At 58.1% G+C, this 14,218-nt stretch carries 13 protein-coding genes; 8 read left to right on the forward strand and 5 right to left on the reverse strand.

Going from position 1 to position 14,218, the window contains the following annotated elements; all coding sequences use genetic code 11:
* Nucleotides 1-20: 20 nt before the first annotated feature.
* On the reverse strand, nt 21-917 hold the full coding sequence (locus ACA068_RS06575) for a LysR substrate-binding domain-containing protein (protein WP_497297647.1): 897 nt from the start codon (nt 915-917) through the stop codon (nt 21-23).
* Nucleotides 918-1,024: 107 nt separating this feature from the next.
* Here ACA068_RS06575 and ACA068_RS06580 point away from each other — a divergent pair, with 107 nt between their 5' ends.
* The 8 genes from ACA068_RS06580 to rpoS all read left to right on the forward strand — a co-directional run bounded on the left by ACA068_RS06580 (nt 1,025) and on the right by rpoS (nt 8,166).
* Nucleotides 1,025-2,137, forward strand: a complete 1,113-nt coding sequence (locus tag ACA068_RS06580) for an S-(hydroxymethyl)glutathione dehydrogenase/class III alcohol dehydrogenase (RefSeq protein ID WP_497308535.1) — start codon at nt 1,025-1,027, stop codon at nt 2,135-2,137.
* 8 nt (nt 2,138-2,145) lie between these two features.
* Nucleotides 2,146-2,991, forward strand: a complete 846-nt coding sequence (gene fghA, locus ACA068_RS06585; protein ID WP_497308537.1) for an S-formylglutathione hydrolase — start codon at nt 2,146-2,148, stop codon at nt 2,989-2,991.
* Between the two features lie 53 nt (nt 2,992-3,044).
* Nucleotides 3,045-3,518: a 2-C-methyl-D-erythritol 2,4-cyclodiphosphate synthase gene (gene ispF, locus ACA068_RS06590; RefSeq protein ID WP_010462780.1), complete on the forward strand. Its 474-nt coding sequence runs from the start codon at nt 3,045-3,047 to the stop codon at nt 3,516-3,518.
* Entirely contained in the window at nt 3,515-4,573 is a 1,059-nt protein-coding gene (gene truD / locus ACA068_RS06595) for a tRNA pseudouridine(13) synthase TruD (RefSeq protein ID WP_497308538.1), read from the forward strand. The genes ispF and truD overlap by 4 nt, the downstream gene beginning before the upstream one ends.
* On the forward strand, nt 4,561-5,310 hold the full coding sequence (surE, locus tag ACA068_RS06600) for a 5'/3'-nucleotidase SurE (protein ID WP_131059177.1): 750 nt from the start codon (nt 4,561-4,563) through the stop codon (nt 5,308-5,310). Before truD ends, surE begins: the two co-directional genes overlap by 13 nt.
* 38 nt (nt 5,311-5,348) lie before the next feature.
* The gene (locus ACA068_RS06605; protein WP_497310546.1) at nt 5,349-5,984 is read left to right on the forward strand and encodes a protein-L-isoaspartate(D-aspartate) O-methyltransferase; all 636 of its coding nucleotides are present in this window, start codon (nt 5,349-5,351) and stop codon (nt 5,982-5,984) included.
* Nucleotides 5,985-6,195: 211 nt separating this feature from the next.
* A complete protein-coding gene (locus ACA068_RS06610; protein ID WP_497308540.1) occupies nt 6,196-7,053 on the forward strand; it encodes a peptidoglycan DD-metalloendopeptidase family protein in 858 nt (285 codons plus the stop codon).
* A 105-nt stretch (nt 7,054-7,158) separates the two neighbouring features.
* On the forward strand, nt 7,159-8,166 hold the full coding sequence (gene rpoS / locus ACA068_RS06615; RefSeq protein WP_010462770.1) for an RNA polymerase sigma factor RpoS: 1,008 nt from the start codon (nt 7,159-7,161) through the stop codon (nt 8,164-8,166).
* Between the two features lie 471 nt (nt 8,167-8,637).
* Here the strand turns inward: rpoS and fdxA are convergent, their stop codons facing one another.
* The 4 genes from fdxA to ACA068_RS06635 form a co-directional block, all read right to left on the reverse strand.
* The gene (fdxA, locus tag ACA068_RS06620) at nt 8,638-8,976 is read right to left on the reverse strand and encodes a ferredoxin FdxA (protein ID WP_219096772.1); all 339 of its coding nucleotides are present in this window, start codon (nt 8,974-8,976) and stop codon (nt 8,638-8,640) included.
* A 142-nt stretch (nt 8,977-9,118) separates the two neighbouring features.
* Nucleotides 9,119-11,686 carry a DNA mismatch repair protein MutS gene (mutS, locus tag ACA068_RS06625; RefSeq protein WP_497310547.1) on the reverse strand — a complete coding sequence of 856 codons (2,568 nt, stop codon included), beginning with the start codon at nt 11,684-11,686 and terminating at the stop codon, nt 9,119-9,121.
* 241 nt (nt 11,687-11,927) lie between these two features.
* Nucleotides 11,928-13,058, reverse strand: a complete 1,131-nt coding sequence (locus ACA068_RS06630; protein WP_497308542.1) for an SGNH/GDSL hydrolase family protein — start codon at nt 13,056-13,058, stop codon at nt 11,928-11,930.
* Nucleotides 13,043-14,209, reverse strand: coding sequence for an acyltransferase family protein (locus ACA068_RS06635; RefSeq protein WP_497308544.1), 1,167 nt, complete (start codon nt 14,207-14,209; stop codon nt 13,043-13,045). The genes ACA068_RS06630 and ACA068_RS06635 overlap by 16 nt, the downstream gene beginning before the upstream one ends.
* Between the last annotated feature and the right edge of the window lie 9 nt (nt 14,210-14,218).

A 14,218-nucleotide genomic window follows, 5' to 3' on the forward strand; every position in this document is an offset into this window, starting at 1 on the left:
CGCTGAATGCATTGGCAGGTCTAACTCCGATACTCCGGCCTTTGCGCCAACCCTTCCTTCAAATAATCCACCAACTTGCGCACCTTCGGCGACAGGTGCCGCTGCTGTGGATAAAGCGCCCAAACCGCCGTGTTCGGCGGTTGGTGAGCCTCCAGCAGTGAAATCAATTCGCCGTTTTTCAGATGCTCCAGCACGTAGTAATCCGGCAGCTGACACAAACCCACGCCCTGTAACGCCGCATCCAAAACTGCTTGCCCACTGTTACAGCGCCAGTTTCCTTGCACCCGTTGCGAAAATTCCCGCCCGTTCTGTTCAAGTTGCCACATGTCCGAACTGCCGATGAGGCAATTGTGGCGGCTGAGTTCCGACAAGCTGTGTGGGCGACCATACCGTTCCACGTAGGAAGGCGACGCGCACAAATACATGCGCCGTGGTGCGAGGCGTGTGGCGACCAATCGTGAATCCTGAAGACGTCCGAGGCGGATCGCCAGGTCCAGCCCTTCGTGCACCAGGTCGAGAGGGCGGTTGCTCAGTTCAATGTCGACGCGCAATTGTGGATAAAGGCCCATGAAACGGGTCACCAATGGCACGATGAAGCGTTCGCCATACGCCACGGCGCAGGTCATGCGCAGCATGCCCTTGGGTTCGCTGGTCAAGTCGCCGACTGCGCGCAAGGCTTCTTCGCGACCGTCCTGCAAGCGCTGGCAATGTTGCAAAAAGGTTTGCCCGGCTTCGGTCAGCGTAACCCGGCGAGTGCTGCGGTAAAGCAGCCGCGTCTGGAGGCGTTCTTCGAGGCGTGCGATTTGTCGACTGATGTGAGAGGAAGAAACCCCAAGGCGTTCCGCCGCCGCCGTGAATTGGCTGCACTCGGCCACCGCGACGAACTCGTCGATCCCTTCCCAGCGGTTTTCAGACATCAAGGATTATCCCTGTGTGGCAATAATGTTTTGCTTTTGTCCGGATTATTCCTCGTAAGGCGCTGTATTACACTCCCTGTCTCGTTTTTATTCACTGGAGAATCCACATGATCAAGTCGCGCGCTGCCGTTGCCTTCGAGGCCAAGAAACCTCTCGAGATTGTCGAAGTCGATGTCGCCATGCCCAAGGCCGGTGAAGTCCTGCTGCGAGTGGTGGCCTCCGGTGTCTGCCATACCGACGCCTACACCCTGTCGGGCTCGGACCCGGAAGGCATCTTCCCGTCGATCCTCGGTCACGAAGGTGGCGCGGTGGTAGAGGCGATCGGTGAGGGCGTGACCTCCGTCGCGGTCGGCGACCATGTGATCCCGCTGTACACCCCGGAATGCCGTCAGTGCAAATTCTGTCTGTCGGGCAAAACCAACCTGTGTCAGGCGATTCGCGCGACTCAAGGCAAGGGCCTGATGCCGGATGGCACTTCGCGCTTTTCCTACAAGGGTCAGCCAATTTTCCACTACATGGGGACCTCGACATTCTCCGAGTACACCGTGCTGCCGGAAATCTCCGTCGCCAAAATTCCAAAAGAAGCGCCACTGGAAAAAGTCTGCCTGCTGGGCTGCGGCGTGACTACCGGCATCGGCGCGGTGCTCAATACCGCCAAGGTAAAACCGGGTGATACCGTGGCCATTTTCGGTCTCGGCGGCATCGGCCTGTCGGCCGTGATCGGTGCGGTCAAGGCCAAGGCTGCGCGCATCATTGCCATCGACATCAACCCAGCCAAGTTCGAGATCGCCAAGCAGTTGGGTGCAACCGATTGTGTGAACCCGAAAGATTTCGATCGTCCGATCCAGGAAGTCATCGTCGACATGACTGACGGCGGCGTCGACTTTTCCTTCGAGTGCATCGGCAATGTGCAATTGATGCGTGCGGCCCTTGAGTGCTGCCACAAGGGGTGGGGTGAGTCGGTGATTATCGGCGTGGCCGGTGCCGGCCAGGAAATCTCCACCCGTCCATTCCAGCTGGTGACCGGTCGCGTCTGGCGCGGTTCGGCATTCGGCGGCGTGCGCGGTCGTACCGAGTTGCCAAGCTACGTCGAGATGGCCGAAACCGGCGAAATCCCGCTGGATACTTTCATCACCCACACCATGGGCCTGGAAGATATCAACAAGGCTTTCGACCTGATGCACGAAGGCAAAAGCATCCGTAGCGTCATCCATTTCTGAGGTCGGTCATGAGCCTGGAAAATATCTCCTGCCAGAAAAGCTTCGGCGGCTGGCACAAACGCTACAAGCACCGCTCCGATGTGCTCGGCTGCGACATGGTGTTCGCCGTGTACCTGCCGCCGCAAGCGGAGCAGGGCGGCAAGCTGCCGGTGCTGTATTGGTTGTCCGGCCTGACCTGCTCCGACGAGAACTTCATGCACAAGGCTGGCGCGATGCGCATGGCTGCCGAGCTTGGATTGATTATCGTCGCGCCGGACACCAGCCCTCGCGGCCCCGATGTGCCGGGCGATCCGGATGGCGCGTGGGACTTCGGTCTCGGTGCCGGGTTTTACCTGAATGCCACGCAGGAACCCTGGTCCCGGCACTATCGGATGCATGACTATGTCGTGCAGGAATTGCCGGCATTGGTCGAAGCCCATTTCCCGGCGTCGGACAAGCGCGGCATCAGCGGTCACTCCATGGGTGGCCACGGTGCACTGGTCTGCGCCTTGCGCAATCCTGGGCGTTATCAGTCGGTGTCGGCGTTCTCGCCGATCAACAATCCGATGGATTGCCCTTGGGGTCAGAAGGCGTTTTCCCGCTACTTGGGGGAGGACCGATCGAAATGGCGTGAGTGGGATGCCTGCGTCCTGATTGCCGAGGCGAGCGAGAAGTTGCCGCTGTTGGTCGACCAAGGTGATCGCGATGATTTCCTGGCCACTCAGCTCAAGCCTGAAGCCTTGCAACAGGCCGCCAAACTGGCCGGTCATCCGCTGACGTTGCGCTTGCAACCGGGCTACGACCACAGCTATTTCTTTATCGCCAGCTTCATTGATGACCACTTGCAACATCATGGACGTGCTCTAAGCGCCTAATATCCGACAAAGCAGGTAGAATCACGCCCTGACAAAAATCGGGGCGTTTTTTTATGCGTATTGGCCACGGCTATGATGTGCACCGTTTCGCTGAAGGCGATTTCATTACTCTGGGCGGCGTGCGTATCGCACACGGCTTCGGGCTGCTCGCTCACTCCGACGGTGACGTCCTGCTGCACGCCTTGAGCGATGCCTTGCTCGGCGCCGCTGCGCTGGGTGATATCGGCAAGCACTTCCCGGACACTGACCCGACATTCAAGGGCGCCGACAGTCGCGTGCTGTTGCGTCACGTCGTCGCACTGATCCACGCCAAAGGCTGGAAAGTCGGCAACGTCGATAACACCATCGTCGCCCAAGCGCCGAAAATGGCCCCGCATATCGAATCGATGCGCGCGCTGATTGCCGCGGATCTTCAAGTTGAGTTGGATCAAGTGAACGTGAAAGCTACCACCACCGAAAAGCTCGGCTTTGTCGGTCGCGAAGAAGGCATTGCCGTGCATTCCGTTGCCTTGTTGCTGCGCGCATGAACGAAGCGCAATTGCTCGGCCCGCGGGCCTATGGTGACGCCCTCGGTACGGCGGTTTTAAAAGCCACGGCGGAAGATTTTCAGGTCGATGAAGTGCTCGATATCCCCCTCAGTGGTGATGGCGAACACCTGTGGATCTGGGTGGAAAAGCGCGGCCTGAATACCGAAGAAGCGGCACGGCGCATTGCCAAGGCAGCGGGTGTGCCATTGCGCACCGTCAGTTATGCGGGCCTCAAGGATCGTCAGGCGCTGACTCGCCAGTGGTTCAGCGTGCAGTTGCCGGGCAAGGCTGATCCTGATTTGTCTGCGGCCGAAAACGACACGCTGAAAATCCTCAAGACCGGTCGGCACAAGCGCAAGCTGCAACGCGGTGCCCATTCGGCGAACGGCTTCACCTTGCGGCTGACGCAATTCGCTGGCGATAAAGCCGCGATTGAAGGGCGGTTGCAGTTGATCGCCAAGCAAGGTATTCCGAATTATTTCGGTGCCCAGCGTTTCGGCTTTGACGGCGGCAACGTGGTCGATGCCCGTGCCTGGGCCGCGCGCAAAGCGCTGCCGGAGCAACGCAATGTCCGTTCGCGTCTGCTCTCCACCGCCCGTAGCTTTTTGTTCAATCAGGTATTGGCGGCGCGTGTGGCCGATGGCACCTGGCAGAAAGCGCTGGTGGGCGATCTGCTGGCCTTCACTGACAGCCGCAGTTTTTTCCCGGCCGGTGAAGCCGAGTGCAGCGACCCGCGCCTGGCGATTCTCGACCTGCACCCGACCGGCCCTCAGTGGGGCGAAGGTGACTCGCCGGCGACCGGCGCTGTCCATGTACTGGAGCAGGCAGTCGCCGCTCGCGAAGCGGATCTGCGCGATTGGTTGATTAACGCCGGAATGAGCCACGAACGTCGCATCCTGCGGCTGCCCATTGGTGGGTTGACGTGGCATTATCCCGAGCCTGACATTCTGCAACTGGAATTCGTCCTCCCGGCCGGATGCTTTGCCACCGTATTGGTGCGCGAGCTTGTTGATCTGGTGCCGGTGGGGCAGACGGACAGCCCATGCGTATTCTGATTTCTAACGACGATGGGGTAACCGCACCCGGTCTCGCCGCGCTTTATGCTGCGCTGGCGGATTACACCGAATGCGTGGTTATCGCCCCGGACCAGGACAAAAGCGGCGCCAGCAGCTCGCTGACGCTCGACCGTCCGTTGCACCCGCAAACCCTGGCCAACGGCTTTATCAGCCTGAACGGCACACCCACCGATTGCGTGCACCTGGGCCTTAACGGCTTGCTGGAGCGCGAACCGGACATGGTAGTTTCCGGCATCAACCTGGGCGCCAACCTGGGCGACGACGTGCTGTATTCCGGCACCGTTGCGGCGGCACTCGAGGGGCGTTTCCTTGAGCGTCCTTCGTTCGCCTTTTCGTTGGTCTCACGGCAAGTGGAGAACCTTCCCACGGCCGCTTACTTTGCGCGCAAACTGGTCGAGGCCCACGCCGACCTCGACTTGCCACCGCGCACGGTACTCAACGTGAACATTCCCAATTTGCCGCTGGATCATATTCGCGGCATTCAGCTGACCCGCCTCGGGCACCGCGCACGTGCTGCGGCACCGATGAAAGTGGTCGACCCCCGCGGCAAGTCCGGTTACTGGATCGCCGCCGCCGGGGATGCCGAAGATGGCGGCCCTGGCACAGATTTCCATGCGGTGATGCAGGGTTATGTGTCGATTACCCCGCTGCAACTGGATCGCACCTTCAATGATGCCTTCAGAAGTCTCGATGGCTGGTTGGAGGGGTTGCGCTAATGGCTCGTGAACAAGACCCGATGCATCGTGGCATCGGGATGACCTCGCAGCGCACGCGCGAGCGCCTGATCCAGCGGTTGTATGAGGAAGGCATTTCCAACGCCAAGGTGCTGGAAGTGATCCGCCGTACACCGCGTCACCTGTTCGTCGATGAAGCGCTGGCGCACCGCGCCTACGAAGACACGGCGTTGCCGATCGGCAATAACCAGACGATCTCCCAGCCTTATATGGTGGCCCGCATGAGCGAGTTGCTGCTTGAGGCGGGCCCGTTGGACAAGGTGATGGAGATCGGCACCGGGTCGGGTTATCAGACAGCGATCCTGTCCCAACTGGTCGAGCGGGTTTTCTCGGTCGAGCGCATCAAGGTATTGCAGGACCGGGCCAAGGAACGTCTGGTCGATCTCAACTTGCGTAACGTGGTCTTCCGCTGGGGCGATGGTTGGGAAGGCTGGCCGGCGCTGGCGCCGTATAACGGCATTATCGTGACGGCCGTGGCCACCGATGTGCCTCAGGCGCTGCTCGATCAATTGGCCCCTGGCGGGCGACTGGTGATTCCTGTCGGCTCCGGTGAGGTGCAGCAACTGATGCTGATCATCCGCGAAGAACAAGGCTTTTCACGCCGCGTTCTGGGGGCGGTGCGCTTCGTACCACTGCTCAACGGGCCGCTGGCCTGATCATTTGTTCAGGCACGCTGAATTCTCTTCGATTGCTCGGGTCTTACAGCGGCATCGATGGGTTAAACAGGATTCATCGGCAGGCAGCAAACGTGTGCGCGGAGCGATTTCGCTTGATTAAAGGTAAAGCCTGTTCGGCCCGTTATACTTGCGACATTTCGTGCCGAAACACGGCAATCCACAATTTCAGCCACCACAAAGGGAGCGGCGGGTGAGTCTCACAGTCATTGCGCAGCGTATGGGTACAAAGAGCTTTCAGCGCCTGGTGACTGGCCTCGTCATGAGCACCTTGCTGGTCGGTTGCTCCAGTTCCAAAACGAGTGACGTGCGTGTCGTCGATCGCAACAAGACCGTCGCCCAGCGTCCGGCGGTGACCACGGGTCAATACGTCGTTCGACCAAAAGATACGTTGTTCTCGATCGCTTTTCGCTACGGCTGGGACTACAAAGCCCTCGCCGCACGGAACAACATTCCTACGCCGTATACGATCCATCCGGGTCAGACAATTCGCTTCGACGGTCGCACCGGATCAACGTCGGCGTCGGTGGCCAGTGCTGCCGATACAGCGCCTTCGTCTTCGCTGAAAACCACGGTAATCCGGCGTCAGCCGAATGGCGCAACGACCAGCACAGCGGTGGTTGCACCGTCCGTCGCCAACAAGCCGACCCCTGCTCCGATGCCTCCTGCCGGCCCGGCCCCGACCGGCTGGGGATGGCCATCTAATGGCATTCTGATTGGAAAGTTCTCCTCAAACGGTAGTTTGAATAAAGGAATTGATATCGCCGGAGATTTGGGACAGCCTGTTTTAGCTGCGTCTGATGGGACGGTGGTATACGCCGGGAGTGGCTTAAGGGGCTACGGCGAATTAGTCATCATCAAACACAGCGATACCTACGTCAGTGCCTACGGACATAACCGCAGGCTGTTGGTTCGGGAGGGGCAGCAGGTCAAGGTCGGACAGACAATTGCCGAAATGGGGTCAACGGGTACAGACCGGGTGAAACTGCATTTTGAGATTCGCCGACAAGGTAAACCTGTAGATCCACTGCAGTTCCTGCCACGTCGTTGATTTGTTACCAGCCTGTTCCGTCACGTAGAGGGGACAGGCTCCAGCGTTGCCAAGGATAAAGGCGCCGCTTGAGCTTGGGGTCGAACTCACCAAAGGACTATAACAATGGCTCTCAGTAAAGAAGTGCCGGAGTTTGACATCGACGATGAGGTTCTCCTTATGGAGACCGGCATCGCTACGGATTCGATGTCGAATGATGAAGGGGCTGCTCCACCTTCCGTTCGTGCCAAATCCAAACACTCCGCTTCGCTAAAGCAACACAAGTACATCGACTACACGCGGGCACTTGATGCCACGCAGCTGTACCTCAACGAAATTGGCTTTTCCCCGCTGCTCTCCCCGGAAGAAGAAGTTCATTTTGCGCGTCTGTCGCAAAGTGGCGACCCGGCCGGGCGCAAGCGCATGATTGAAAGCAACCTGCGGCTGGTGGTGAAAATCGCCCGGCGTTACGTCAATCGTGGGCTGTCGCTGCTGGACCTGATCGAAGAGGGCAACCTCGGACTGATCCGGGCAGTGGAGAAATTCGATCCTGAGCGCGGCTTCCGCTTTTCGACCTACGCTACCTGGTGGATTCGTCAGACCATCGAGCGCGCAATCATGAATCAGACCCGGACCATCCGGTTGCCGATCCATGTGGTCAAAGAGCTCAACGTGTACCTGCGGGCTGCACGGGAGCTGACCCAAAAACTCGATCACGAACCCTCACCCGAAGAAATCGCCAACCTGCTGGAAAAACCAGTGGCGGAGGTCAAGCGCATGCTCGGCTTGAACGAGCGGGTTTCTTCGGTCGACGTCTCGCTGGGTCCGGATTCGGATAAAACCCTGCTGGACACCCTTACGGATGACCGCCCAACCGATCCATGTGAACTGTTGCAGGATGACGACCTGTCCCAGAGCATCGATCAATGGCTTTCGGAACTGACCGACAAGCAACGCGAAGTGGTGGTACGCCGCTTCGGCCTGCGTGGTCACGAGAGCAGCACACTTGAAGACGTGGGCCTGGAAATTGGCCTGACCCGGGAACGGGTCAGACAGATTCAGGTGGAAGGCCTGAAACGTCTTCGAGAGATTCTCGAAAAGAACGGCCTGTCGAGCGAGTCGCTGTTTCAGTAAGCAACGCGCTTGAGTGACATTAAAAAACCCCGACTGGTTCGGGGTTTTTTAATGCCTGGGAGATGGCTGGCAAGCGCCTCAGGTTTGTAGTTTCGCGCTGTAAGTCTTTGCTTACTCTTTCGTAAGTGTTCGTTATTTTTACAGTGTGGCAGTCGCCCATCTGCTACGTCTGCTCGAGTTATCTAATTGATTTATATGGTTATTAATAAATATTAAAAGCATGTGACAGAGACTTTTGCGGATTGGGGGCGATTGCTCTTGGTGGGGAACTCTCTAGTATCTGAACTGTGTCGACGGACAGACACACCCTTCAAGGATGAGGGGGATGGACATCGCAGGAAGCGATTCATCAGGACGATGAAAAGGAACACAGGGAATAAGGAAAAAATGTGGGCGGGTCAAACCGCCCCTTTTTTTGCCTGCCGAAAAGCAAAAAGGCCCGCTAGGGGCCTTTTGGGAACGCGGGGGAAATCAGCGTTCGAGGTCTTTGAGCTTGCTACCTACAGATTTGTTGATGACGCGATCAAACTCTTCAGCATCGGGCATCGATTCTTTCTTCTCGGTGATGTTGGGCCAGATTTCGGCCAACTCAACGTTCAGCTGAATGAACTGCTGCATGTCCTCCGGTACTTCATCTTCGGAGAAGATGGCCACGGCAGGGCATTCTGGTTCGCACAGTGCGCAGTCGATGCATTCATCCGGGTGAATCACCAGGAAGTTCGGGCCTTCGTAAAAGCAGTCCACCGGACAGACTTCTACGCAGTCGGTGTACTTGCACTTGATGCAGTTGTCGGTGACGACGAAGGTCATTTCTGATTTTCTCCTCAGGCGGCGGCAGCGGAGCCCCTTCATGTTGGGGTCGCCAGGTTTGGGAGCGATAGTCTGCAGGCCAGGCTATTAGCCTGCAGCATCCCAAACCGCGCGAGATTCTAACAGCTTGCAGGCAAGTGCGTTAGATCCGTGTCTTTAGTGTATAGAGCATTTCTAACGCGCGGCGCGGTGTCATGTCATCCAGATCAAGTTTGGCCAGTTCATCCAGCACCGGATGTGGCAGGCTGGCGAACATATCGCTCTGCTGCGGCGCGGCCGGTTTGCCTTTGGCAGGTTTCGGAACCTCATGGGGCAGGGCAGTCGCTTCCAGTCGGCCGAGGTGTTCGCGAGCACGCACGATCACTTCGCTCGGCACACCGGCCAACTGCGCAACCGCCAGGCCGTAGCTCTGGCTGGCAGGCCCGGGCAGCACATGGTGCAGGAACACGATGCGCTCGTTGTGCTCGGTGGCATTGAGGTGAACGTTGGCCACCAGCGGCTGGGCTTCCGGTAGCACGGTCAGCTCAAAGTAGTGGGTGGCAAACAGCGTATAAGCCCGCAGATGCGCCAGGCGTTCGGCGGCGGCCCAGGCCAGGGACAGGCCGTCGAAAGTACTCGTGCCGCGACCGACTTCGTCCATCAGCACCAGGCTGCGTTCGGTGGCGTTGTGCAGAATGTTCGCGGTTTCGCTCATTTCGACCATGAAGGTCGAGCGCCCGCCGGCCAAGTCATCGCTGGAACCGATCCGGGTGAAGATCCGGTCCACCAGCGACAATTCGCAACTGGCCGCCGGCACGAAACTGCCAATGTGCGCCAGCAGCACGATCAAAGCGGTCTGGCGCATGTAGGTGGATTTACCGCCCATGTTCGGACCGGTGATTACCAGCATGCGCGTATTGTCGTCGAGGCTCAGGTCGTTGGCCACGAACGGCGTGGTCAGCACTTGCTCGACCACCGGGTGGCGACCCTGGGAGATGCGCATGCACGGCTCGTCAACGAAGCGCGGGCAGTTCAGGTCGAGGTTCAGGGCGCGTTCGGCCAGGTTGCTCAGCACGTCCAGTTCGGCCAGTGCAGCGGCGGTGTCCTGCAACGGCGGCAATTGGGCGATCAGGTCTTCGAGCAGCGCTTCGTACAGCATTTTCTCGCGGGCGAGGGCGCGGCTCTTGGCCGACAGCGCCTTGTCCTCGAACGCTTTCAGTTCCGGCGTGATGAAGCGCTCGGCACCTTTGAGCGTCTGGCGGCGGATGTAGTCGGCCGGTGCCGATTCAGCCTGCTTGCTCGGCAATTCGATGAAGTAACCGTGAATGCGGTTGTAACCGACCTTCAGGTGCGACAGGCCGGTGCGAGCCTTCTCCCGTGCTTCCAGATCGATCAGGAACTGCCCGGCGTTTTCGCTCAGTGACTGCAGGTCGTCGAGTTCGCTGTCGTAACCGGTCTTCAACACGCCGCCGTCACGGATCACCGCTGGCGGGTTGTCGATAATGGCTTTTTCCAGCAGCGCCGCGAGTTCCGGGTAGGTGCTGGTGGTCTTCGCCAGTTGAATGATGTGCGGTGCTTCCAGCTCAGTCATCGCCGCTTGCAGCTCAGGCAGCGCACCGAGTGCATCGCGCAGGCGAGCCAGGTCACGAGGACGGGCATTGCGCAGGCCGATCCGCGCCAGAATCCGCTCGATGTCGCCGATTTCCTTGAGCTGCGGTTGCAGTTTTTCGAAACGGTAACCGTCGAGCAGGCAGGTGATCGAAGTCTGGCGCGCCAGCAATACGCTGAGGTCGCGCAGCGGACGGTTCAGCCAACGGGTCAGCAGGCGACTGCCCATGGCCGTCTGGCAGCGGTCGACAACCGATTGCAACGTGTTGTCGCGCCCGCCCGCCAGGTTGGTGTCCAGTTCCAGGTTGCGACGACTCGCGCCGTCCAGCACTACGGTATCGTCCAGACGTTCATGGCGCAGGCTGCGCAAGTGCGGCAGGGCGGTGCGCTGGGTTTCCTTGGCGTAGCTGAGCAGGCAACCGGCGGCGCCGATGGCCAGGGTCAGGTTCTCGCAGCCGAAGCCTTTCAGGTCCTGGGTGGAGAACTGCTGACAAAGACTTTTCAGCGCCGAGTCGCGCTCGAAATCCCACGGCGCACGGCGACGAACCCCACGACGTTTTTCCGCCGGCAGATCCTTTGGCCAGTCATCCGGAATCATCAGCTCTACCGGATTGACCCGCTCCAGTTCCGCCAGCAGATTTTCCCAGCCTTTGATCTCCAGCACGGTGAAGTTGCCGCTGGTGATGTCCAGCACCGCCAGACCGAACAGACGTTCGTCACCCAGCACCGCCGCGATCAGGTTGTCCCGACGCTCATCCAGCAGCGCTTCATCACTGACCGTGCCCGGCGTGATGATCCGCACCACCTGACGATCCACCGGACCCTTGCTGGTGGCCGGATCGCCGACCTGCTCACAAATCACCACCGATTCGCCGAGCTTCACCAGTTTCGCAAGGTAACCTTCGGCGGCGTGGTAAGGAATCCCACACATCGGAATCGCTTGACCGGCCGACTGCCCACGGGCGGTCAGGGTGATGTCCAGCAACTTGGCGGCCTTCTTCGCGTCTTCGTAGAAGATCTCGTAGAAGTCGCCCATGCGGTAGAACATCAGCTGGTCGGGGTGCTGGTTCTTCAGGCGCCAGTATTGCTGCATCATCGGCGTGTGGCTGGATAAATCTGAGATAGCTTTATTCATCAGTGAGTTAGCATTATTCGTTCAAAAGTGTGGGGCGAAAATGGGGCTTTAGGGTTTGCATGTTGAATGCCTGACCAGATGTGTAGAAGCTAAGTCGGCAACTCGTCGACCCTCCACTTGGCATACACCTCGACAAGCAGGTTGAAATCCTTGTGGCCCATTTGCAATGAACGCAAGGTTACCACGGGCAGTCAGGCACCTGCAGGCGCAGGTGTGTCCGCCTGCCTGGCTAGTATTTCGGCCCAAGGATGGCCGACAGAACCACTTCAGTGAGGATCCGGTGTCCGAAATCGTTGGGGTGGTTCAACCCATTTCCTGTGACGTCCAGATAGTTTTTCCTGGACATCATCATGTCCCATGCCGACGTCATGTCGGCCACAGCGACTGACGGGTTGTGCCTGGCAAGCTCTCGGAGAACAGGCAAATAACCTGTAATGTTCGAACGCTTTTGAATGAACGTCGAAGGGTTTGCCCGCAGCGGTGACACCAGCAGTATCGGCACTCTTGGCTGCTTTGCTCTGATGGCACTGATGACCGTCTGCATGTTTGTCTTATATTCGTCGGGTTTAAACACGCCGCCGTCATTCATCCCAAAGGCCAAAATAACAAGATCGGACTTCTTGTCGTTGACTCGATATCCGACAGCTGAGACGGCATTGATAGAACTCCATCCACCCACTGCGTTATTGCGCGACTCAAACATCATTGGATATTTGTTATTTAAATACGCCATGACAAGACCCGCGTACCCGGGCTGATTGGGGGCGGAGTAAATGCTGGTGGCGTTGGCTCCAACAGTGATTGAATCCCCGAAGAAGGTAATGGAAAGCGGGACTTTCCCGACCACGTTCCTCAAATCACCCAGATTACCGATGGTCTTAGTCGCGAAGCTTTGGCGCTTGTCATAAGTGATTGCGTATTGAAATTCCTGGAATCCTGGTGTCACGCGCACACCATAGTTCTTTAGATCGGTCTCAGTAAGATCGCCTGAAAATCCTCGCGGCGCTCGTTTGATGGCGCTGCCGGGAGTGATCTTGATTCCTTCTTTCGTCGGTATGTAGTCCGTCATCGGCTTGAATACCTGGCCGGTAGCAGGGTTGTACACCAGCCGGATTTTCGTTGGCGCAAACATCGTTCTGACAAAGTTCGATCGCCCTTCTTCCGTGTAGAAGGTCTCGCCGAATACCGTAGGCCCGGCCAGGCTGCGCTGATCAGTGTGAAATTTGCTGACGACTGCTGCACTGCAATCAAGATTGGCGCAGGTCTGAAAGTTTTCTTCAATGGGCACGCCGTCCGGCCCATTCGCAGCGTTAGCGGCACCCGCAACGACAAGTATCAGGGAGGTTAAGAGGTGACGCATCTTGGACTGACTCGCATGTATTTTTTGATTGCCATGTTCATTGGCTTTTCAATGTAGAGGTGCCCGACGATGCCAGCGGCATGGCAAACAAACAGATAGCAGGCCAGGTAGATCCAGACGTTGACTGTTTGATCCAGGCCGGAGCGCATCCAGAGGAAGAAAAAGATTGGCGCAACAAACCCATGGATCAGGTAAAGGCTATAGGACGCATCACCGAGTAAGCCAAATACCTTTGACTCTTTGGTGTCCCGCTCAAGGCTCAACGCGGACCACACTAGAAGGAACGCGGGCATGCCCCAGGCGATTGGTCGATATAGCAGGCCGGGAACCTGTATCAATCCCTTCAGTTCAACAAACAGGAACAGGGGTATTGCGAGAACAGCACACGCAATCGCCACGCCTTTTGGCATCAACGTGCCGCCCGATACCAGGCGGTACAGAAAGATGCCGAGCATGAACTCAATAATCATTGGGTTCGCGAACGAGGTCGCCACCGCGCCAACATGAGCGTTTGAAGCGAGCAGCATCGCAGCGAAGAAGAAAACGATTAAGCCCACTTCGAGGGTGGCCAGCTTCTGCGAGCGAAACAGCAGCACGACAGCGATGGCCGCGTAAAACATGAATTCAACCTGAAGTGTCCAGCCGATCCCGAGGATAGGAGGGCGCGTCCAGTGAGTGAACGTCATGGTTTCCACGAACCAGCCCCAGTCCATCCGTGAGCCATTGAAGAAATAGGCAAGCTCGGGGGTGACGTTGTCGATTTTTCCGGCCATCACCAGCCAGGAAACGAATACCACCACGCAGATGGTGAAGCAGTACATTGGCCAAATTCTGGTTATCCGGCGCCACAGGAAGCCGGTCGGCCCCATCAGGGCGGTTGAACCTTGCTTGTACAACCCACCGTACAAAATGAACGGCATGATGAAGCCGCTAATTATGAAGAAGATGTCGACGCCGAATCCGCCGAGGTTCGTCACGCTCGACGGAATTCCGTAAATCTGAAGGTTCGCGTGGGCGCAAACGACTAGAAAGGCCGCTAAGAAGCGCAGGTATTGGATGTTTTTTATCATGCGTCCGGTGCTCGGGTCGTTATGCACTTGCTGAAGAGGCGCGAAGTCTAAACGGCGCGCTGACTGCGCGCCATCATTCATGTGCCAGTT

The organism is Pseudomonas sp. LBUM1660, from assembly GCF_059695935.1.

Excerpts from the sequence above, each read along its gene's own strand:
- ACA068_RS06575 (WP_497297647.1), bottom strand. The coding sequence starts at position 917 with ATGTCTGAAAACCGCTGGGAAGGGATCGACGAGTTCGTCGCGGTGGCC.
- ACA068_RS06580 (WP_497308535.1), top strand. The coding sequence starts at position 1,025 with ATGATCAAGTCGCGCGCTGCCGTTGCCTTCGAGGCCAAGAAACCTCTC.
- fghA (WP_497308537.1), top strand. The coding sequence starts at position 2,146 with ATGAGCCTGGAAAATATCTCCTGCCAGAAAAGCTTCGGCGGCTGGCAC.
- ispF (WP_010462780.1), top strand. The coding sequence starts at position 3,045 with ATGCGTATTGGCCACGGCTATGATGTGCACCGTTTCGCTGAAGGCGAT.
- truD (WP_497308538.1), top strand. The coding sequence starts at position 3,515 with ATGAACGAAGCGCAATTGCTCGGCCCGCGGGCCTATGGTGACGCCCTC.
- surE (WP_131059177.1), top strand. The coding sequence starts at position 4,561 with ATGCGTATTCTGATTTCTAACGACGATGGGGTAACCGCACCCGGTCTC.
- ACA068_RS06605 (WP_497310546.1), top strand. The coding sequence starts at position 5,349 with ATGACCTCGCAGCGCACGCGCGAGCGCCTGATCCAGCGGTTGTATGAG.
- rpoS (WP_010462770.1), top strand. The coding sequence starts at position 7,159 with ATGGCTCTCAGTAAAGAAGTGCCGGAGTTTGACATCGACGATGAGGTT.
- fdxA (WP_219096772.1), bottom strand. The coding sequence starts at position 8,976 with ATGACCTTCGTCGTCACCGACAACTGCATCAAGTGCAAGTACACCGAC.
- ACA068_RS06630 (WP_497308542.1), bottom strand. The coding sequence starts at position 13,058 with ATGCGTCACCTCTTAACCTCCCTGATACTTGTCGTTGCGGGTGCCGCT.
- ACA068_RS06635 (WP_497308544.1), bottom strand. The coding sequence starts at position 14,209 with ATGAATGATGGCGCGCAGTCAGCGCGCCGTTTAGACTTCGCGCCTCTT.